Raw genomic sequence first — 18466 nt, 5'->3', positions numbered from 1 at the left:
GCGTGGTGAGCGACATGCAGCGACCGCGCGTCCTCGTGGTCGGGGCCGGTCCCGTGGGGATGGTGCTCGCCACCGAACTCCTCGCGCACGGCGTCCGGGCCGACGTCATCTCCAAGCTCCGCAGGCAGAGCCCGCACTCCCGGGCCACCATCCTGTGGCCCCGCATCCTGGAACTCCTGGACCGGGTGGGCGTGGGCCACAAGCTGGTCGAAGGCGGTCACTACTTCGACCAGATGAACTACTACTCGAACAAGAAAATGATCGGCCTGGTCCGCTTCGACCGGCTGCGGGGCGTCGGCTACCCGTTCGCCATCACCATCCCGCAGTGGCGCACCGAGGCGATCCTCGAAGAGCACCTGACCGGGCTCGGCGGCAGCATCGAGTACGGCCACACCTTCCTCGACGGCACCCGGCACCCGCACGGCGTGGACTGCCGGCTCCGCCTGCCCGACGGCACCGAGGAGACCCGTACCTACGACTACGTCGTGGGCGCCGACGGCTACGGCAGCGTCGTCCGCGAGGTGTTCGGCTTCCGCTTCACCGGCCGCACCCTCCGGACCCGGCTGGCCATCACCGACGCCGAGATCCTGGGCGAGACGACCAGCAGCGAGGCCGCGTACTACCTGACCCGCACCGGCAACATGGTGCTGGCGCCGCTCGGCGACGGCGTCTTCCGGGTCGGTGCGAGCGTGCCCGACGGCTACACCGGCGACACCCCCGACCGCGCGTTCTTCGAGACACTGCTCGCCGAACGCGTCCCCGGAGCCCGGCGCCTCGGTGAGATGCGGTTCAGCGGCGTCTTCACCGCGCACGTCCGCTCGGCGGCCACCTACGGCGCCGACCGCGTCTTCCTCGTCGGCGACTCGGCCCACGCCATGAGCCCGTCCGGCGCACAGGGCCTGAACACCGGCATCCAGGACGCGGTCAACCTGGGCTGGAAGCTGGCCGGTGTGGTGCGCGGCGACTACCGTCCCGCGCTGCTGGACAGCTACGACACCGAGCGCCGGCCGGCCGTCGACCAGGTGGCCGCGCTGTCCACCCGGCTCGCCCGGATCGGGCTGTACTCCACCCGGCGCCGGACCCTGGCCCGCGACGCCGTCTACCGGCTGGGCACCGCGACCCAGACCCTGGAGAAGGCCCTCGCGCCCCGGCTCGCCCAGATCGACACCCACTACGGTGCCCGGCCGAGGCGGCGCACCCTGGTGCCGGGTGAGCGGCTGCCGCTGGGCTGGCGCACGTCGAGCACCCAGCCCGTGCTCGCCGTGGACCGCTTCACGGTTCTGCTCTGGCCGGGGCTGGAGTACCGCCACGAGCACTGGACGCAGGTCGTCGACGCGCTGCGCACCGGGATCTCCGGCGCGGCGCTCGCCGACCTCGGGGGCCGTCCGCCCGGCCCGCTGCTCGGCAGGCTCCCGGCCGGGCCCCACGCGTTGGTCGTCCGTCCGGACGGTCACCTGGACGCCCTGGTCCCGCTCGACGCCGGATCCCCCGAAGCCTGTGTGCACACGGTCGCCCGGGCCCTCGCCCGCCACGTGCGCGACACGGCGCGGGCGCCCCTCACCGCCGTACCCGCATGACCCACCGACCACCCGAACCCCGCTCACCCGAGGAGCTTGGAATGTCCCCTCGCGTCACCCTCACCGAAGTCGCCGACATGACGCCCGAGCAGCGCGCCGTGTACGAGAAGTTCGAGTCCAACCTGACCCGCGCGCTGCTGCTGACCAAGAACTCGGCCGCCGCGCACCTCGCGCTCGGCGGCACCTTCACCGTCGGGCTGCTGAGCCTGCTGGACCGCGAGGTGATCGTGCTGCGCGTGGCCAAGCTGCGGGACAGCGAGTTCGAGCGTCTGCTGCACTACCCGCTCGCCAAGAAGGCCGGTCTGGACGACACCGAGATCAAGGCGATCGAGGACGGCCTGTACGACGAACTGCCGGCCGCCCGCGCCGCGCTGGTCCGCTACGTCACCGACTGCATGGTCGACCACAAGGCGAGCGAGGAGGCGTACTGGGACCTGCGCAAGCACTACTCCCAGAACGAGATCGCCGAGGTCACCCATCTCGCCGGCCACAGCGCCATGACCGCCATGTACCTCGCCAGCCTCGACATCCCGCTCGACGAGGGCATCGCCTCCTGGGGCCGGCTGACCGAGGTGCAGGACCAGGTGAAGGGCTGAGTGCGTTGCGGTACGTGCGACTGGGCTCGTCCGGCCTGAAGGTCTCCCGCCTCGCGCTGGGCTGCATGAGCTACGGCGAGCCCGGCCTCGGCGCCCACCCGTGGTCACTGGCCGAGGAGGAGAGCCTGCCCTTCATCGCCCAGGCCCTCGACCTCGGCATCAACTTCTTCGACACCGCGAACATCTACTCCCTCGGCACCAGCGAGGAGTTCCTCGGCCGCGCGTTGAAGAAGCTGACCCGGCGCGAGGACGTCGTCGTGGCGACGAAGGTGTACGAGAAGCTCGACGCCAACCCCCTGTCGGGCGGCCTGTCCCGCTCGGCGATCATGCGCGAACTCGACGCCAGCCTGCGCCGGTTGGACACCGACTACATCGACCTCTACATCGTCCACCGCTGGGACCCCGAGACGCCCGTCGAGGAGACGATGGAGGCACTGCACGACGTGGTGCGCTCCGGCAAGGTCCGCTACATCGGCGCCTCCTCGATGCGCACCTGGCAGTTCGTGAAGGCGCAGTACGTCGCCGACCTGCACGGATGGACCCGGTTCGTGAGCATGCAGGACCACTACAACCTGATCAACCGCGAGGAAGAACGGGAGATGCTGCCGTACTGCCTGGCCGAGGGCGTGGGCGTCACCCCGTGGAGTCCGCTGGCCCGGGGCCGGCTCGCGCGGGCCTGGGACACGGAGTCGGTGCGCACGGCGGGTGACCCGGTCCAGGACCGGTTCTACGGCCCGACCGAGCGGGCCGACCGCGCGGTCGCCCGGGTGGTCGCGGAGATCGCCGCCGAGCGGGGCGTCCCCATGGCGCAGGTCGCCCTGGCCTGGCTGCTGCGGCAGCCGGCGGTCACCGCTCCCGTCGTCGGCGCGACGCGGCCGCATCACCTTGAGGACGCGGTGGCCGCCCTGGAACTGGAACTGGACGACACCGAGGCGGCCCGGCTCGAGGCGCCCTACGTGCCGCACACCGTCGTGGAATACGTCTGACAGGCAGCTGGAGGAACCGTGGGAATAGCCGACTACGCCCTGGCCATGCCCAGTGGCAGACGCAGCGTCGACGAGGTCGGCCGGGAGTCGGGCTACGGCCCGGACAAGCTCGCGCAGGTCCTGCCGTCGGGAAAGTTCTCGGTGCTGGCCGGGGACGAGACCGCCTGGGGCCTGGGCCGGGACGCCGCGGCGAGGCTGCTGGACCGCAGTCCGGTGCCGCTGGACGAGATCGGTCTCGTCCTCTACGCGGGCTCCAGCGAATGGGGCACACCGTTCTGGTCACCCGCGGCCAAGATCGCCGCCGAGCTGGGGATCACGCAGGCCCACTGCTACGAGATCTCCAACTTCTGCAACGCCGGCATGGTGGCCGTCAAGCTGGCCGACGAGCAGGTGCGGGCGGGCACGCACGCGTACGCCCTGGTGGTCGTCGCGGACCGCCTCAGCGAACTCGTGGAGTACGGCACCGGCCACATCGAGCTGTTCAACTTCGCGGACGGCGCGGCCGCGGTACTGCTCGCCGCGGACACCCCGGAGGCCCCGGACATCCGGTACGAGGTGCTCGGTGGGGCCCACCACACCGACCCTCGGTGGGTGGACTCCTACTACGGCGAGATCAGGAACGGCGAGGTCAAGGTCGAGCGGGGCGAGAAGCCGGACGGCCTCGGTGAGGCCTTCCTGGACAACTTCACCACCCTGACGCACAAGGTCCTCACGGACATCGGCGCGAAGGTGGCCGACGTGGCCCACTTCCTGGTCACGCACGGCAACCAGGACACCCACCGCGCGTACCTGGACGCGCTGGACGTGGACGCCTCGCGCAGTGTCTTCCAGTACGAACGCGACGGCCATCTGGGCGGCGTCGACCCGCTGATGGCCCTGGAAGAGCTGGAACGGGAGGACCGGATCGGCTCCGGCGACCTGGTGATCATCGCGACGGCCGGGTCGGGCTTCACCTGGGGGGTCACGGCGATCCGCCGGACGTGACCCGCCCCGACAGCCGACGGCACTCCGGCCCGTGAGGCCGGGGTGCCGTCTTCGCGCGGGTCAGCGGTGGTGCACCGAGTCCAGGTCCACCGTCAGCAGCTGCAACGCCGCCTCGTGCGGGGAGTCCGGTTCCGCGTGGTAGAACTTCAGGATGTTGCCGTCCTGGAGATCCGCCGACTGGTACATCAACTCCAGTTCGCCGACGACCGGGTGGTCGAAGAGCTTGGTGCCCTCGATGCAGTTGGACACCCGCTGACGGCACCACAGAGCGGCGAACTCCTCGCTCTGGATGGTCAGTTCCCCGATCAGCTCGGCCAGCTGCGGATCGTGCCGGTGGTTCCCCGAGATGAACCGCAGGTACGTCACGTTCGACTCCGACTCGGCGGCCCAGTCGGCGTACAACGAGCGGACGTTGTCGTCGAGGAAGTTCATCTTGATGATGTTCGGGCGCTGTTCGGGACGCCCCGGGGCGTCGAAGTCGAGGTGGGGCGCGAAGAGCCGGTGGTAGAGGGAGTTCCACCTGAGGATGTCGCAGCGGTAGTTCAGCACGGCGGCCGCCACGTTCCCCAGCGACTCCACCAGCATCCTCGTGGACGGACTGACCTGGTCCCCGCTCGGCGCCGGCTCCTGCGGGTTCTGCACCGGCGTACCGATCTTGAGCAGGTAGTCCCGTTCGTCGGCGCTCAGTTGCAGCGCCCGGGCTATGGAGAGCAGGACCTGCGGCGAGGCGTGCGCGGTCTGCGCCTGCTCCAGCCGCGTGTAGTAGGTCTGGCTCACACCGGCGAGCGCGGCCACTTCCTCGCGCCGCAGGCCCGGGACGCGCCGGGAGCCGCTGGATCGCAGACCCATCTGCTCGGGCCGGACGCGCTCGCGCATCTGGCGCAGATAGCTGCCGAGGTCCGTGTTCACGATGTGCTCCACCCTTCCGATTATGAAGTCCTGTACGGCATCGGCAATGCCACCCCGGAGCGGGGTGACCGATGCCACGGCGGCCGGGAAGGCGGTACGGGGGGGACCCGCCTTCCCGGCCGCGTGGGGCCACTGCCCGGGCCTCAGCCCGGCAGGGCCGTCCTACGGCGCAGCGCTGCCCACAGCAGCAGGCCGACCACGACCTGGCAGCCGCCCGCGACGCCGATCGCCGTGTGGATGCCGCTCAGCTCCTCGGCCACGGTCACCGTGCCGTGTCCGATGACGGCCGCGAACACCGCGCTGATCAGCGGAATGCCGATGGCGATACCGACCTGCTGGCTCTGGGTGGCCATGCCGGTCGCCATGCCCTGCATGTCGGAGTCGACGGAGGAGGTGGCGATGACCATGAAGGACAGCGCCGCCGTCATGGAGAAGAAGGCGTTCACGAACTGGGTGGCGATCAGCGGGACCAGCCAGCGCGAGTCCGCGGTCGCCCACAGCGCGGGCAGCATGAACGCGCCCTGGAGGAACAGCGAGGCCCCGAGCAGGGTGCGCGGCTGGACGCGCTGGAGGATGCGCGGGCCGACCGTGCCGGCGATGATCTGGCCCACGCCGATGCCGAGCAGCACCAGGCCGGCGACGAGGGACGACAGGCCGAGCACGTCCTGGACGTACAGGCCGGTGAAGAAGATCAGCGCGGTCTCGCCGCCGAAGATGAACAGGGCGGCCAGGTTGCCGAACGCGATGTCGGGCTTCTTCAGGACCCGCACCGGCACCAGGGCGTCGGCGGTACGGGTCTCCACGGCCCAGAAGACGGCCAGCAGGACGACCGCGGCGGTCAGGGCGACGCCCGCTACCAGGTCGAAGCCCTCCTCGCCGACGCGGGTGACGCCGTAGATCCCGGCGAACAGGCCGAGGGTGATGAGCACGGCACCGGGCAGGTCGATCCGGGTGCGCCGCTCGGCCCTGCTCTCGTCGACGACCAGCGGCACGACCAGGATCGCCGCGATGGCCACGGGGACGTTGATGAAGAACGCCCAGCGCCAGGAGAACACGTCCGTGAGGACACCACCGAGGATGGCGCCGACGCTGAAGCCGGAGCTCATCATCACGCTGTTCAGGCCGAGCGCCCGGGTGCGCAGGGTGGGCTCGGTGAAGGTGGTGGTGAGCAGGGCGAGCGCGGCGGGCGTGACGGCGGCGGTGGCCAGGCCCTGGAGGGTACGGGCGATCAGCAGCATCGTCGGGGACTCCGCGACGCCTCCGACGAGGGACGAGACGGCGAGGACGGCCATGCCGGCGGTGAAGATGCGCCGCCGCCCCACGTAGTCGCCCACGCGCCCGAAGACCAGGGTGCAACCGGCGGCGCACAGGGCGAACGTCGTGGTGATCCACTGGAGACTGCCGGTGGAGAACCCGAGGGCGGTGCCGACCTCGGGCAGCGCGACGTTCAGGACGGAGAAGTCGGCGGCCATCATGAACTGCGAGGCCAGGAGCACCACCAGGGCGGCGACCTGGCGTCCGGTCATCCGGACGGCGGCCGGCTGCGCGACTGCGGAGCTCGTGGCGGTATCAGCGGTGGTCATGCCCCCAGACTCCGGCGCACGACCGCGGCGGGCCAGATCCCCCTTGACGCCACTCCTGCGGAGACTGTCACTGGCAGTGCCACCTTCGGCGCCGACGGCGACGGTTCACCCCACACGGCTCCCGGGCTCCACGCGCGCGTGCTGCCCGCGTGCGCAGTGCACGATCCGCTCCCGCAGGCCCAGCCGGCCGGCTTCGGCGAGGAAGTCCTCCAGAGGCGAACGGAAGACGGAGTAGTCGTCGTAGTGGACGGGCAGGATCCGGCGGCTTCCTAGACGACGGGCGAGTTCCGCGCCCTGCGCTCCGTCCATCGTCACGACGAAGCCACCGGGCAGCCGGGTCCCGCCCAGGTGGAGCACGGCCAGCTCGGCGCCGGGGAAGCGGCGGCCGATGTCGTCCAGCCCGGCGTACAGGAGGGTGTCGCCGGAGAGGTGGACCCGGAGGCGGGCCGCACCGTCGCGCGGGCCGAACTCCAGCATGCTGCCCATCACCGGCGGCAGCAGCCGGCTCAGCACCGGCTGGAGGGAGTGCCGGCCGGGCAGCGAGGTGACGCGGACCTGGGAGCCGCCGCGCGCGAAGGTGCAGCTCTCCCAGGTGCGCAGGCCGCCCGCCCGGTCGAACCCCTGCCAGGTGCGCAGGCGCCGGGCGGCGTGCGGGGTGGTGACGACGGGCACCGACCGGTCCAGCAGCCGCCGGGCCCGGCGGTCCCAGTGGTCGCCGTGCAGGTGGGAAAGGACCACGGCGTCCAGCGGCGGCAGCTCGGCCGGGTCCAGGGCCGGCTCGGTCAGCCGGCGGCTCACGAGCCCGTACCCCAGGTGCGCGCGCTCACCCCGGTGCAGGAAGTTGGGATCGGTGAGCAGTGTGAGCTCGCCGTACCGCAACAGGACCGTCGCGGTGCCGATGAAGTGGACGTCGAGAGCGTCGTCAGCGAAGGCGGCCATGGTGGTCCTCACCCGACGGGGACATCCCCGTCCACGGCTGTGGGACGCGCGGTCCCGACTGGTCCGGACGCATGCGGAGTACCCCGCGGCCGGTCCTTCACGCGAGGGCGCGCCCGGCCGGAGAGAGCCGTCGCGGAACTCCGGCGGTACCGGGCCCGCCGCGCGGTGTCCCGGAGCATGACCGGACCACCGCTCATGAACGGCCTGCGGCCGGACCAGGAGCGTCTTTCGGCCGTTCCCGGCGGGGCGGCCCCGGAGCGCGCTCCCGCCCGCCGGAGCCACCCTATGCTTCTACGTGCTTGTAGAAGCAAGGTCGCTCCCGGAACGGCCGGGCAGCCGGCCGGCGGACGGCCGCGGTGCCGTTCGTCCCCGTGCAACCGGACGGCACCGCCTCACGAACCACACGCACGTAAAAGGAGTGGACGCCACGATGGTGTTCAAGCGACTTCTCGGCTCGCTCGGCGTGGGCGCCCCCACGGTCGACACGGTCCTCGACCCGGCCCCCGCCCTGCCCGGCGGCACACTGACCGGGCAGGTGCACCTCCAGGGCGGCCAGGCCGACTTCGAGATCGAGCACATCACGCTCGAACTCGTGGCCCGGGTCGAGGCGGAGCACGAGGACGGCGAGAGCGAGGGCGTCGTCGTCTTCGACCGGTTCACCGTGGGCGGCGGCTTCCGGCTGGCCGCCGAGGAACCGCACAGCGTGTCCTTCAGCGTCACGCTGCCCTGGGAGACGCCCATCACCGAGCTGTACGGGCAGGCGCTCGGCATCGTGCTGGGCGTGCGCACCGAGGTCGCGGTCGCCGGCGCCAGGGACAAGGGCGACCTCGACCCGCTCACCGTCACGGCGCTGCCCGCCCAGGAGGCCGTCCTGGAGGCCCTCGGGCAGCTCGGCTTCGGCTTCAGGTCGGCCGACCTGGAGTACGGGCGCATCGGCGGCACGGGACAGCGACTGCCCTTCTACCAGGAGATCGAGCTCACCCCGGCCCCCCAGTACGCCCACCAGGTCAACGAGATCGAGGTGACCTTCCTGGCGGGTCCCGGCGGGCTGGAGGTCGTCCTGGAGGCCGACAAGCGCGGCGGCCTCTTCTCCTCCGGCCACGACGCGCTCACCCGCTTCACGGTCGGCCACCATGACGTCCGCGACTGGACGGCCGAGGTGGACGGCTGGATCCGGCAACTCGTCGAGCACCGGGCGGCGTACGGCTCCGGAGCCGCGTACGGGCAGGGCGCTCCGTACGCCGGGCACGGACCGCACGGGCACCACGGCCACGGCGACCACCACCACGACGGCCACCACCACCGCTCCGGTCCCGGTGTGGGTACGGCGGTCGCGGCCGGCGCGGCCGGGCTCGCCGTCGGTGTCGTCGGCGGCATGGTCGCCGCCGAAGTCGTCGACGAGGTGGGGGACTTCTTCGAGGGCGAGGGCGAGGGCGAAGGCGAAGGCGAGGACTGAGCGGCGCCGTCCGCGCCCGGGGGCGGAGGAGGCCGGGCAGCCACCCGCCCCCGGTGGAGGCGCGTGTTCCCTGACGAGGCGCCCTTGTACGCGCCACCGCCGGGGGAACAGCGACCACCTCGTCCGGCCCCCGTCCGCATTCCATCCGGCTTCCCAGACAGATCGCGTTCCCGCAGTTCAGAGCCGGTTCTGGCATCCCAGCGTCCCGCGATCGCGGATGGAATGGCGGATGGGACGACGCGTGGCACAGGCTTGGGTCAGCAAGCACGGCGCCTCGCCGGACACGGTGATCCGCCCCGCTCCGCACTGCCGGCCCGCGCTTCGGCGCACGGTTCACCACCACGCGGGCAACTTCCCGACACTCACAGAAAGCAGCCTCATCATGCGTACCGCCACTCGCTTCCTCTCCCGCTCGGCCGCCTCCTCCATGGTCGTCGCCGCCGCCCTCGCGTTCGTCGGCGTCCAGGCCGCCGGGCAGACGGCCACCGCCGCCACGGCCACGAAGTCGGCCTCCACGGTCGCCGCCTGCACCGCGGCGAACATGAAGCTCACGGTCACCGAGGCGACCCGCCCGGTCAACCACCTGCTGCTCAAGGCCACCAACACCGGCGCCAAGCCCTGCTACGCCTACAACGCCCCCCTGCTGAAGGCCGGCGCCGACGCCCAGGCACCGCTGCCGTGGGCTCAGGAGTCCGTCCCGCAGGCCGTGGTGCTGGTCAAGCCCGGTCAGTCCGCCTACGCGGGCATCCTGACGTACTCGCCCGACGGCGAGGGCGGCGGCAACGCGAAGACCCTGGGCGTGACCCTCGCCGGCAAGTCGGGCGGCGCGACCGGCAAGGAGAAGACCCTGACGCTGCCGAACGGCGGCACCGTCTTCAACAGCGCCGCCACCGTCTCCTACTGGCAGGACAACGCGGCGGACGCCCTCGTCTGGTAACCACCCCGGCGCACCACCCCACAGCCGCCGTCCGGCCGCACCCGCGGCCGGACGGCGGCCTCACGCATGTCCCGCCGCGGGCGTGCCCGCCGGCAGGTGCCACCCGGCCGCGCGCGAAGCGGGCGCCGGGCGGCTGGACGACCCGGACGGCCCGGACGGCCCGGACGGCCCGAACGGCCCGGACGGCCTGCTGTCCCGATCGCTGGGCCCACCACCGAGCCGGTCACACAGGGCCAGGGCTGCCGAAGGCGACAGGCGACAGGCGACAGGAGGCAGGGCGCGAGGGGCGGGGGCTGCCGTCCGCGAGCCGACCACTCGCGCTGGACCAGTGGCGATCCGCCCACGACAGCGCCCGTACCGGCGGCGCGTGACCGCGGCTTCCCGTGCTGAGACCGCGAGTTCGGTGCTCGCCACCCGCACCACAGCGAAGCCCCAGGCCGATGGCCTGGGGCTTGGGGCTTGGGCGTTCCGCGGCGAGGCAAGCGGACGCGGAGGGCGCTCCGTTCAGTTGAAGGGAACCGCGTCCGCCGGGGAGGTGTGCCAGTTGGTGACGACGGGCTTCTCGACGAGGATGGTGTCGACCGGCAGGGAGACGGGGTTGGGGTCGCCGTCCCCGACGGCGACGATGATGCTGTCGAGTTCCTTGCCGCCGTCCCCGTTGGTGGTCTTCGGGTTCACTCCCGCGTAGGCGGTGGTGCTCCCGCCCAGCTTGATCTGCTCGCCGACGGACTGCTCCGCCGGACCCGCCTGGGTGCCGTCGGACCCGAACGCCACGGTCGGAAGGGCGGCGGGCAGGTAGCAGCTGATCCCCGGCTTCGCCTTCGCGCTGATCAGGATGTAACCGCCGGCCTGGGACTCGGACCTGGCGCTCCAGGAGAGGTCGTTGGCGCCGCAGCTCTGCTCGACCGGCACCCGCTCGCCGTTGCCGGTGTCGACACCGGAGCCGGCTCCGTCGGTTCCCTTGCCGGCCGCGCCGGATCCCTTGCCGCTCGTGCCGGTACCGTCGCCCGTCGTGCCGGTCCCCTGGCCGCTGTCCGGGGCCGAAGAGCCGGAGGGGGTGCCCACGTTCGCGACGGGGGAGGAGGAGGTGGATGCCTGGCCGGCCCCCTTGTCCGCGGTCTCGCCCGAGTCCTGACACGCGGTCATGAGCACGGCTCCGCTCACGAGGGCGACGGAGGCGAGGACGGCCTTGCGACGGTTGCCGGACATGAGATCCCCTTGCTGATCGGGTCGGTGGTGGTGAGGCCGAAGCGTCCTCGGCTGCTCAGTGCTTGTACGACCACTATGAGGCGGCCACGAGCCGCGGGGATCCCGTCGTCGCCGTCACAGGACGACGCTGACACCGACCGGTTACACGGCCACGTCCGTCCCGGGCTTCCTGGCCCGTTCCGGCCGATACCGGTCGAGTTGTCCGCGAACCCTCCCGGTATTGTCCGTGATCGGTAACGGACGCATCCCGGGGCCACCGTTCTCCGTCCTGGCAGGTGGACTCGAGGTGACCGAGGACCGACGGCAACAACGGGAGAGTGGGGCGGACATGGCACGGCACGGCGGCGGACGGGGCTGGTACGGCAAGGTGGTCGGGGCGGCGCTCGGGGTGACGATGCTCGCCGTCGGCGCCTCGGTGTGGACCGCGCAGGCCGACGGCGTGAGCAGTTCGTCGCCGAAGGCGAGCGCGTCCGCGTCCGCCACGTCGGGCAGCGACGCCAAGCCGGTCGACGTGTCCATCGCGCACGCCTCGGACGCGGGGGCGCGCGGCGTGAACATCACCATCGACGACGGCCCCGACCCCGCGTGGACCCCTCAAGTGCTCGACCTGCTGCGGGAACACGGGGTGAAGGCCACGTTCTGCGTGACGGGGATACAGGCGCAGGCCCACCCGGACCTCGTGAAGAAGGTGGTCGCGGACGGGCACCGGCTGTGCGACCACGCGGTGTCGCACGACACGGGCATGGACAAGAAGTCCGAGGCCTACCAGTCGAAGGAGATCCTCGACGCCGAGCGCATGATCATCGAGGCGTCCGGGGGCGTACGGCCGATGTACTACCGGGCACCCGGCGGGGCCTTCACCCCCTACAGCCGGAAGCTGGCCGCCTCCCACGGGATGCGCCCGCTGGGCTGGAACGTGGACACCAAGGACTTCGAGCGGCCGGGCACGGACGCCATCGTGGCCACCGTCGAGCGGGAGCTGTCCAACGGGCCGACGCTCCTCTTCCACGATGCGGGAGGCGACCGCTCCCAGACCGTCGAAGCCCTGCGCCGCGTCCTGCCCTGGCTCAAGGAGCAGGGCTACGTCTTCGGCTTCCCGGTGCGCTGACCGCCACCCGGCCGGACGCGCGGGCCCCGCGGCCGGCACCCCCGGCGGCCCGTGACGCGGCGGTCAGCGGGTGACCGTCAGCGGGGCGGCGGCTTCCCAGACGAAGCCGTCCGGGTCGGTGAACGGGTCGGTGGCGCCGGAGAGTACGAGGCGGTGGGAGCCGGTGCCGTCGGCGGGGACGCCCGCGACCTTGGCGAGGGCGCGGCGCTTGTAGAGGGAGAGCTTGACGGTGCCCGGGGCCGCCGCGAACTCGACGTACTTGCCGCCGAAGCTCTTGCCCACGGTCAGGCCCCGCTCGACGTAGAACTGCTTGGTGGCCTTGACGTCCTCGACGCCCAGCAGGAGCACGAGCTCGTCGACGTCCCGCGTGACCGGGGCGGTGTCCTTCTTCGCCGACGTCGCGATCTGCCAGATGGTGCCGTCCGGGGCCTGGACGACTCCGCCGTAGCCCCACAGCGACTTCGAGGCGGGCCTGAGGACGGTGGCACCGGCGTCGAGGGCGGTGGCGAAGAGCGCGTCGACGTTGCCCGGCTGGGACACCACGAGCGACAGGGTGAAGCCGCGGAAGCCGGTCGTAGGGGAGTCACCGGCGCGTACGCGGACCCGCGCGGGGTCCAGTCCGAAGGCGGCGGAGCAGAAGCGGGCGGCGGCCGCGGCATCGGCCACTTCCAGGGTGACGGAGTCGATGGAGTTCATGTCCTCGACGGTACGGGCGGCCAGGTCAGCGGCGCTTCTCGAAAACTGACCGTCCTGGCGGGGCGGCGCACCCGGTCGTCCGGCACCGGCCGGCCGGCCGGCGCGGTCGGCCGGTCACGGCGCACGGGCGCGGGCCGCCGCTCAGCCGACGGTCACCGATGCGCGCACGACGCGGCGGCGCCGGGTCGGTATCCCGAGGGTCGGGTTGGCGACGCCCCAGGCCGCGCCCTTGCAGACCAGCTCCTTGTAGACGGCGGCGAGCCGTCCGGTCAGGGCCGCCCGGACGGCGCGGTCGTCGGCGGTGACGTACTGGATCAGGCCCTCCCTGCGGCCCAGCGAGACGCACTGGTTGAAGTAGCGCAGCGGTGCGTTCGGGAGCTTCCCGCCGGTCAGGCGTGCCGCGACGGCGTCCGCCGCCTGCCACGCGCTGGGCGTGCCGGAGGCGCACGACATCCGCAGCGGCTTGTCGCCGGGGCCCATCGCCAGGGCGGCGTCGCCGATGGCGTAGACGTCCGGGTGCGAGACCGAGCGCATGGTCCCGTCGACCACGATCCGGCCCGTGTCGTCGGCCTGGAGGGTGGTGGCCCTCGCGATCGGGTGGACGGCGAAGCCCGTGGTCCACACGGTGACCGCCGCGGGGAGGGTCCCGCCGTCGGCGGTGGTGACGCGGTCGGCCCCGACGGCGGTGACGGCGGTGTGCTCGTGCACGGTGATGCCGAGCCTGCCGAAGACGCTCCGCAGATGGCGGCGGCCCTTGGGCGAGAGCCAGTCGCCGAGAGCGCCACGGGCTGCCAGGGCGACGTCGAGGTCCGGCCGGGCCTCGGCGATCTCGGCCGCGGCCTCCAGGCCGGTGAGGCCGCCGCCGACCACGACCACGGGTTGTCCGGCGTCCAGGCGGGCCAGGCGTTCGCGCAGCCGGAGCGCTCCGGGGCGGCTGGCGATCTCGTGGGCGTGCTCGTCGGCGCCGGGGACGCCCTGGTGGTTCCAGCCGCTGCCGAGGGCGTACACGAGGGTGTCGTAGGTCAGTTCCCCGGCGCCGTTCGCGTCGAGGACGGCGACGGCCTTGCGGTCGACGTCCACGCCGGTGACCGTCGCGAGCTTCAGTTCGACGCCGGTGCCCGCGAACATCTCGCCGAACGGCCGGGGCCTGAGCTCCTGGCCGACCGCGAGCTGGTGCATCCGGACACGCTCGACGAAGTCGGGTTCGGCGTTGACGAGGGTGATGGTGACGTCCTCGCGGTGCAGTCGCCTGGCCAGGCGGCCGGCGGCGATGGCTCCCGTGTATCCGGCTCCGAGGACGACGATGCGGTGCTGCATTCCTGGCTCCCTGTCTCCCGGGTCTCCGGGTTCTTCGGGTCTCCGGGTCTCCGGGTCTCCGGGTCTCCGGGTTCTTCGGGTCTCCGGGTTCTTCGGGTCTCCGGGTTCTTCGGCGGGTTCGCCACTTGAACCGGGCAGCCCGCCGAACCCTGACAGGAGCAGGATGTGAAGCACGTCACACCGGGTCAGAAGGCGTTGAGCAGGGGTGCGCCGTGGTCGACGGCCGCCCACCGCCGGTTCACGCGTTCGAGCTTGTCGGGGTTGACCTGGTTGCGGAACGCGGCGATGCCCTCCGGGGTGACCTCCAGGCACAGGACGCCGATGACCCGGCCGTCGACGACCGCCACGATGGCGGGGTCGCCGTTGGCGGTCGTGGCGTAGACCTCGGGCGAGCCGCCGACCAGGGCGCGCTTGGCCTTGCTCGGTTTGAACAGGCCCCGCATGAACGTCGCCACCGCGCGGGCCCCCTCGAACGCCTTGGCACGGGCCGGGACCTTTCCGCCGCCGTCGCCGATCGAGACGGCGTCCTGGGTGAGCAGCCGCACGAGCGGCTCGGTCCGGCCGCTGGTGGCGGCCGCGAGGAACTCGTCGACGATCCGCCGGGCGGCGGCCTCGTCGATCTCGGTGCGGGCCCTGCCCCGCGCGACGTGCTTCTTCGCGCGGTGGAAGATCTGCTGGCTGGCCGCCTCGCTGATGCCGAGGATGCCGGCGATCTCCCGGTGCGGGTACTCGAAGGCCTCCCGCAGCACGTACACCGCCCGCTCGGCGGGGGACAGGCGCTCCAGCAGGACGAGGACCGCGTACGAGACCGACTCGCGCTGCTCGGCGGTGTCGGCGGGGCCCAGCATCGGGTCCCCGGCGAGCAGTGGCTCGGGCAGCCATTGGCCCACGTAGGTCTCGCGCCGCGCGCGGGCCGAGGTGAGCTGGTTGAGGCACAGATTGGTGAGCACCCTGGTCAGCCACGCCTCGGGGACCTCGACGCGGTCGACGTCGGCGGCCTGCCAGCGCAGGAACGTCTCCTGCACGGCGTCCTCGGCCTCGCTCGCCGAGCCGAGGAGACGGTAGGCGATCGCCTCCAGACGGGGCCTGGACGCCTCGAACCGGTCCACGTCGTTCACGGTCAGGGCCATGGCTCGGGATTCTAGGACGGGGCGGCACCCCCCGGCACGGTGCCGGACCCCCGGGCATGCCGCTCGACGCGCCGCGCCGCCGAACGTGTCCTTTGTCTCCGTACCGCGATCTCGGCGATTTCGCCGCTTTCACCGAGCCGGTGGTCCCGGCGGCGGCACGGGCCCCGAAAGGCGAGGTCACGGCGGTGCGGGCGGGGCGGCCCGGGGCAAGACTGCGGCCCGGGCGGGCCAATATCTGTCGCCATGGCGGGAGAAATCAACGGGACGCCCCGGGAATATTCCTCACTCGGCCAGCCGGAGCAAGTTTATTCCACGCGCTCGGTCGATCACGGCGTGCTACTGTCGTGGGAAGTTGCAGTTGTGGTTGCCTGAAGGTTTTTCCGACGGGGTGATCATCGCGGCGACCGGAGTTCACACAGGGTGAACTCCGAGCACCGTACCGAAGGAGAAAATTATGGCTTCCGGCACCGTGAAGTGGTTCAACTCGGAAAAGGGCTTCGGCTTCATCGAGCAGGACGGCGGCGGCCCCGACGTCTTCGCCCACTACTCGAACATCGCCGCCCAGGGCTTCCGTGAGCTGCTCGAAGGCCAGAAGGTGACGTTCGACATCGCCCAGGGCCAGAAGGGCCCGACGGCCGAGAACATCGTTCCCGCCTGACGCTCACGCGTACTTCGCAGCTGGGGCCCGCACCTTGGGGTGCGGGACCCAGCTCGCCGCGTTTCCGGGCGCAGAGCGTTCCGCGGGGGTCCGTTTCCCTCCCCGCGGATTCAGTTCGCCCGGTTTCCTCGGTTTCCGAGGTTTCCCAGGTTTCCCAGGTTTCATCAATTCTCTCGGTCCACTCGGCTCCAGACGCCGAAATTGACCGGGGCCGGCTCGTTCTTGCGATTCCCTGCGCGGCTCTTCTGCTGCGGGTCTCCCTTGATACGTGCCACATCAAGGAAGGTTCCGCATGAACCGCGTACGCACCAACGACCGCCGACGCTCCGGCGGCGGTCCCCGCCGTTCCCAGGCCTCCGGGCGTTCCCAGGCCTCGGGGCGCTCCCAGGTCTCCGGTCGCCGGCCGGCCGCCCCCCAGGGCGAGTTCGCACTGCCGAAGACGGTCACACCGGCGCTGCCCGCCGTCGAGTCGTTCGCCGAGCTCGACATGCCGGCGCGCCTGCTGGCCGCGCTCGGCGACCAGGGCGTGACCGCGCCGTTCCCCATCCAGGCGGCGACCCTGCCGAACTCCCTGGCCGGGCGCGACGTACTCGGCCGCGGTCGCACGGGTTCGGGCAAGACGCTCGCCTTCGGCCTCGCCCTGCTGGCCCGTACGGCGGGCCGGCGCGCCGAGCCCAGGCAGCCGCTCGCCCTCGTCCTCGTCCCCACCCGCGAGCTCGCCCAGCAGGTCACCGACGCGCTCACCCCGTACGCCCGTGCCGTGGGCCTGCGGTCGGCCACCGTGGTCGGCGGCATGTCGATCGGCCGGCAGGCCGGTGCGCTGCGGAGCGGCGCGGAGGTCGTCGTCGCGACGCCCGGGCGTCTCAAGGACCTCATCGACCGGGGCGACTGCCGACTCGACGACGTCGCGATCACCGTCCTGGACGAGGCCGACCAGATGACCGACATGGGCTTCATGCCCCAGGTCACCGCCCTGCTCGACCAGGTACGCCCGGACGGGCAGCGGATGCTGTTCTCGGCCACCCTCGACCGCAACGTCGACCGGCTGGTGCGCCGCTACCTGACGGACCCGGTGGTGCACTCCGTCGACCCGTCGGCGGGCGCCGTCACCACGATGGAGCACCACGTGCTGCACGTGCAGGAGGCGGACAAGCACCGCGCGACGACCGAGATCGCGGCGCGGGACGGCCGGGTGATCATGTTCCTGGACACCAAGCACGCCGTGGACCGGCTGGTGAAGCACCTGCTGAAGAGCGGTGTGCGCGCCGCGGGTCTGCACGGGGGCAAGTCCCAGCCGCAGCGCACGCGCACCCTCGCCCAGTTCAAGGACGGGCACGTGACGGCGCTGGTGGCGACCAACGTCGCGGCCCGCGGCATCCACGTCGACAACCTCGACCTGGTCGTCAACGTGGACCCGCCCAGCGACCACAAGGACTACCTGCACCGGGGCGGCCGTACGGCCCGCGCCGGCGAGTCCGGCAGCGTCGTCACCCTGGTGACGCCGGGCCAGCGACGCGACATGACCCGGCTGATGGCCTCGGCCGGCATCACCCCGCAGGTCACCCCGGTCCGTGCGGGTGAGGCGGAGCTGACCCGCATCACCGGCGCGCAGGAACCCTCCGGTGTCCCGGTCGTCATCACCGTGCCGGTCGTGGAGCGGCCCCGTCGCGCCGCGTCCGGCGGGGGTTCCTCGTCCCGTGGCCGCCGCGGCCGGACCGCGCAGGGCCGCACCGGACAGGGTTCCACCCAGCAGAGCCGCACCGGCCAGGGCCGCGGCGCCCAGGGCCGGCCCGCGGGTGAGGCCCCGCGCCGCAGGCCGCGGCGCCAGGCCACCGACGGCTCGGCGGCCTAGCCCGCCGGCCTTCGGCGTTTCGGCAACCCCCCAGTCCCGACTCCCCTTTGTGGAGGCATCATGCGCTGTGTCATCGCCCGGTACCCGTTCGACCTCACCAAGGGCGGGGTGCTGGACTCGATGAAGGGCGTCACGCCCGAACCGGTCACGGGTGAGTCCGTGACCATCGGACGCCGCCGCTACCCCGTCAAGCAGGTGGGCGAGGTCGTCACCCGGCAGGACCGCCGCGACTTCTCCAGCGGCGAGGTCGTGCGGGCCATGACCCGCCTCGGCTTCACCTGCCACCCCGACCCGGAGGCCGCGCCGGCGCCGGCGCCCGCCGCCACGCCGGTCCAGACCGCTTCGGCGCTGCTCGGTGGCACCACGCCCCTGGACGGGTGAGCGCGGGATCTGTGGACAGAGGGCGGGACGGAGGTTTTCACCTCCGTCCCGCCCTCTGCCGTGTTCCTCACCGTGCCGCGGCGTCCGCGCCGTCGTGGGCCGAGGGCGAGGGGGCCGTGGTCGGCAGGGCCGACGGCTCGGTCCCGGG

At 72.2% G+C, this 18466-nt stretch carries 17 protein-coding genes; 10 read left to right on the top strand and 7 right to left on the bottom strand.

The features are described from left to right. The first annotated feature begins 14 nt into the window (after window positions 1-14). The 4 genes from KUM32_RS22935 to KUM32_RS22920 are packed head-to-tail and all read left to right on the top strand — an operon-like array spanning window position 15 to window position 4143. On the top strand, window positions 15-1577 hold the full coding sequence (locus tag KUM32_RS22935; RefSeq protein WP_217143823.1) for an NAD(P)/FAD-dependent oxidoreductase: 1563 nt from the start codon (window positions 15-17) through the stop codon (window positions 1575-1577). Window positions 1578-1618: 41 nt separating this feature from the next. Further along, window positions 1619-2173, top strand: a complete 555-nt coding sequence (locus KUM32_RS22930; RefSeq protein WP_217143822.1) for a carboxymuconolactone decarboxylase family protein — start codon at window positions 1619-1621, stop codon at window positions 2171-2173. A gap of 5 nt (window positions 2174-2178) precedes the next feature. After that, complete coding sequence (locus KUM32_RS22925; RefSeq protein ID WP_217143821.1) at window positions 2179-3159, top strand: aldo/keto reductase; 981 nt, start codon at window positions 2179-2181, stop codon at window positions 3157-3159. Between the two features lie 45 nt (window positions 3160-3204). Then, window positions 3205-4143, top strand: coding sequence for a 3-oxoacyl-ACP synthase III family protein (locus KUM32_RS22920; protein WP_217143820.1), 939 nt, complete (start codon window positions 3205-3207; stop codon window positions 4141-4143). Between the two features lie 60 nt (window positions 4144-4203). Here the strand turns inward: KUM32_RS22920 and KUM32_RS22915 are convergent, their stop codons facing one another. The 3 genes from KUM32_RS22915 to KUM32_RS22905 all read right to left on the bottom strand — a co-directional run bounded on the left by KUM32_RS22915 (window position 4204) and on the right by KUM32_RS22905 (window position 7574). Next, window positions 4204-5064, bottom strand: coding sequence for a helix-turn-helix transcriptional regulator (locus KUM32_RS22915; RefSeq protein ID WP_217143819.1), 861 nt, complete (start codon window positions 5062-5064; stop codon window positions 4204-4206). A gap of 131 nt (window positions 5065-5195) precedes the next feature. Further along, entirely contained in the window at window positions 5196-6635 is a 1440-nt protein-coding gene (locus tag KUM32_RS22910) for an MFS transporter (protein WP_254405978.1), read from the bottom strand. A 105-nt stretch (window positions 6636-6740) separates the two neighbouring features. Beyond that, window positions 6741-7574: an MBL fold metallo-hydrolase gene (locus KUM32_RS22905; protein WP_217143818.1), complete on the bottom strand. Its 834-nt coding sequence runs from the start codon at window positions 7572-7574 to the stop codon at window positions 6741-6743. 430 nt (window positions 7575-8004) lie between these two features. On the opposite strand from KUM32_RS22905, the gene KUM32_RS22900 reads away from it, so the two are divergent. Both KUM32_RS22900 and KUM32_RS22895 read left to right on the top strand, forming a co-directional pair. Next, window positions 8005-9030, top strand: coding sequence for a sporulation protein (locus KUM32_RS22900; protein ID WP_217143817.1), 1026 nt, complete (start codon window positions 8005-8007; stop codon window positions 9028-9030). Between the two features lie 382 nt (window positions 9031-9412). Next, window positions 9413-9967, top strand: coding sequence for a DUF4232 domain-containing protein (locus tag KUM32_RS22895; protein WP_254405977.1), 555 nt, complete (start codon window positions 9413-9415; stop codon window positions 9965-9967). A 504-nt stretch (window positions 9968-10471) separates the two neighbouring features. Here the strand turns inward: KUM32_RS22895 and KUM32_RS22890 are convergent. Next, window positions 10472-11176: a DUF4232 domain-containing protein gene (locus tag KUM32_RS22890; protein ID WP_217143816.1), complete on the bottom strand. Its 705-nt coding sequence runs from the start codon at window positions 11174-11176 to the stop codon at window positions 10472-10474. A gap of 328 nt (window positions 11177-11504) precedes the next feature. Between KUM32_RS22890 and KUM32_RS22885 the strand changes: the two genes are divergently transcribed. Beyond that, the gene (locus KUM32_RS22885; RefSeq protein ID WP_217143843.1) at window positions 11505-12284 is read left to right on the top strand and encodes a polysaccharide deacetylase family protein; all 780 of its coding nucleotides are present in this window, start codon (window positions 11505-11507) and stop codon (window positions 12282-12284) included. Window positions 12285-12347: 63 nt separating this feature from the next. Here the strand turns inward: KUM32_RS22885 and KUM32_RS22880 are convergent, their stop codons facing one another. From KUM32_RS22880 to KUM32_RS22870, 3 genes are all read right to left on the bottom strand, one after another. Further along, window positions 12348-12980, bottom strand: a complete 633-nt coding sequence (locus KUM32_RS22880; protein WP_217143815.1) for a glyoxalase — start codon at window positions 12978-12980, stop codon at window positions 12348-12350. 141 nt (window positions 12981-13121) lie between these two features. Beyond that, window positions 13122-14297, bottom strand: a complete 1176-nt coding sequence (locus KUM32_RS22875; protein ID WP_217143814.1) for an NAD(P)/FAD-dependent oxidoreductase — start codon at window positions 14295-14297, stop codon at window positions 13122-13124. Window positions 14298-14482: 185 nt separating this feature from the next. Continuing rightward, entirely contained in the window at window positions 14483-15427 is a 945-nt protein-coding gene (locus tag KUM32_RS22870) for an RNA polymerase sigma-70 factor (protein WP_217143813.1), read from the bottom strand. Window positions 15428-15881: 454 nt separating this feature from the next. Between KUM32_RS22870 and KUM32_RS22865 the strand changes: the two genes are divergently transcribed. From KUM32_RS22865 to KUM32_RS22855, 3 genes are all read left to right on the top strand, one after another. Beyond that, the gene (locus tag KUM32_RS22865) at window positions 15882-16085 is read left to right on the top strand and encodes a cold-shock protein (RefSeq protein WP_217143812.1); all 204 of its coding nucleotides are present in this window, start codon (window positions 15882-15884) and stop codon (window positions 16083-16085) included. 292 nt (window positions 16086-16377) lie between these two features. Then, window positions 16378-17937 carry a DEAD/DEAH box helicase gene (locus tag KUM32_RS22860; RefSeq protein ID WP_217143811.1) on the top strand — a complete coding sequence of 520 codons (1560 nt, stop codon included), beginning with the start codon at window positions 16378-16380 and terminating at the stop codon, window positions 17935-17937. A 60-nt stretch (window positions 17938-17997) separates the two neighbouring features. After that, entirely contained in the window at window positions 17998-18318 is a 321-nt protein-coding gene (locus KUM32_RS22855; RefSeq protein WP_217143810.1) for an SCO5918 family protein, read from the top strand. The last annotated feature ends 148 nt before the right edge of the window (window positions 18319-18466 follow it).

This window comes from Streptomyces sp. AC627_RSS907 (genome assembly GCF_019049165.1).
The sequence above is the reverse complement of the archived record's forward strand: the minus strand, read 5'-3'. Positions and strand labels throughout refer to the sequence as shown.

What these genes read in the sequence shown, in the direction of transcription:
- KUM32_RS22865 (WP_217143812.1), top strand. Translation starts at nt 15,882, where the DNA reads ATGGCTTCCGGCACCGTGAAGTGGTTCAACTCGGAAAAGGGCTTCGGC.
- KUM32_RS22920 (WP_217143820.1), top strand. Translation starts at nt 3,205, where the DNA reads ATGCCCAGTGGCAGACGCAGCGTCGACGAGGTCGGCCGGGAGTCGGGC.
- KUM32_RS22875 (WP_217143814.1), bottom strand. Translation starts at nt 14,297, where the DNA reads ATGCAGCACCGCATCGTCGTCCTCGGAGCCGGATACACGGGAGCCATC.
- KUM32_RS22910 (WP_254405978.1), bottom strand. Translation starts at nt 6,635, where the DNA reads ATGACCACCGCTGATACCGCCACGAGCTCCGCAGTCGCGCAGCCGGCC.
- KUM32_RS22895 (WP_254405977.1), top strand. Translation starts at nt 9,413, where the DNA reads ATGCGTACCGCCACTCGCTTCCTCTCCCGCTCGGCCGCCTCCTCCATG.
- KUM32_RS22870 (WP_217143813.1), bottom strand. Translation starts at nt 15,427, where the DNA reads ATGGCCCTGACCGTGAACGACGTGGACCGGTTCGAGGCGTCCAGGCCC.
- KUM32_RS22905 (WP_217143818.1), bottom strand. Translation starts at nt 7,574, where the DNA reads ATGGCCGCCTTCGCTGACGACGCTCTCGACGTCCACTTCATCGGCACC.
- KUM32_RS22885 (WP_217143843.1), top strand. Translation starts at nt 11,505, where the DNA reads ATGGCACGGCACGGCGGCGGACGGGGCTGGTACGGCAAGGTGGTCGGG.
- KUM32_RS22900 (WP_217143817.1), top strand. Translation starts at nt 8,005, where the DNA reads ATGGTGTTCAAGCGACTTCTCGGCTCGCTCGGCGTGGGCGCCCCCACG.
- KUM32_RS22930 (WP_217143822.1), top strand. Translation starts at nt 1,619, where the DNA reads ATGTCCCCTCGCGTCACCCTCACCGAAGTCGCCGACATGACGCCCGAG.
- KUM32_RS22860 (WP_217143811.1), top strand. Translation starts at nt 16,378, where the DNA reads ATGAACCGCGTACGCACCAACGACCGCCGACGCTCCGGCGGCGGTCCC.
- KUM32_RS22890 (WP_217143816.1), bottom strand. Translation starts at nt 11,176, where the DNA reads ATGTCCGGCAACCGTCGCAAGGCCGTCCTCGCCTCCGTCGCCCTCGTG.
- KUM32_RS22880 (WP_217143815.1), bottom strand. Translation starts at nt 12,980, where the DNA reads ATGAACTCCATCGACTCCGTCACCCTGGAAGTGGCCGATGCCGCGGCC.
- KUM32_RS22855 (WP_217143810.1), top strand. Translation starts at nt 17,998, where the DNA reads ATGCGCTGTGTCATCGCCCGGTACCCGTTCGACCTCACCAAGGGCGGG.
- KUM32_RS22935 (WP_217143823.1), top strand. Translation starts at nt 15, where the DNA reads ATGCAGCGACCGCGCGTCCTCGTGGTCGGGGCCGGTCCCGTGGGGATG.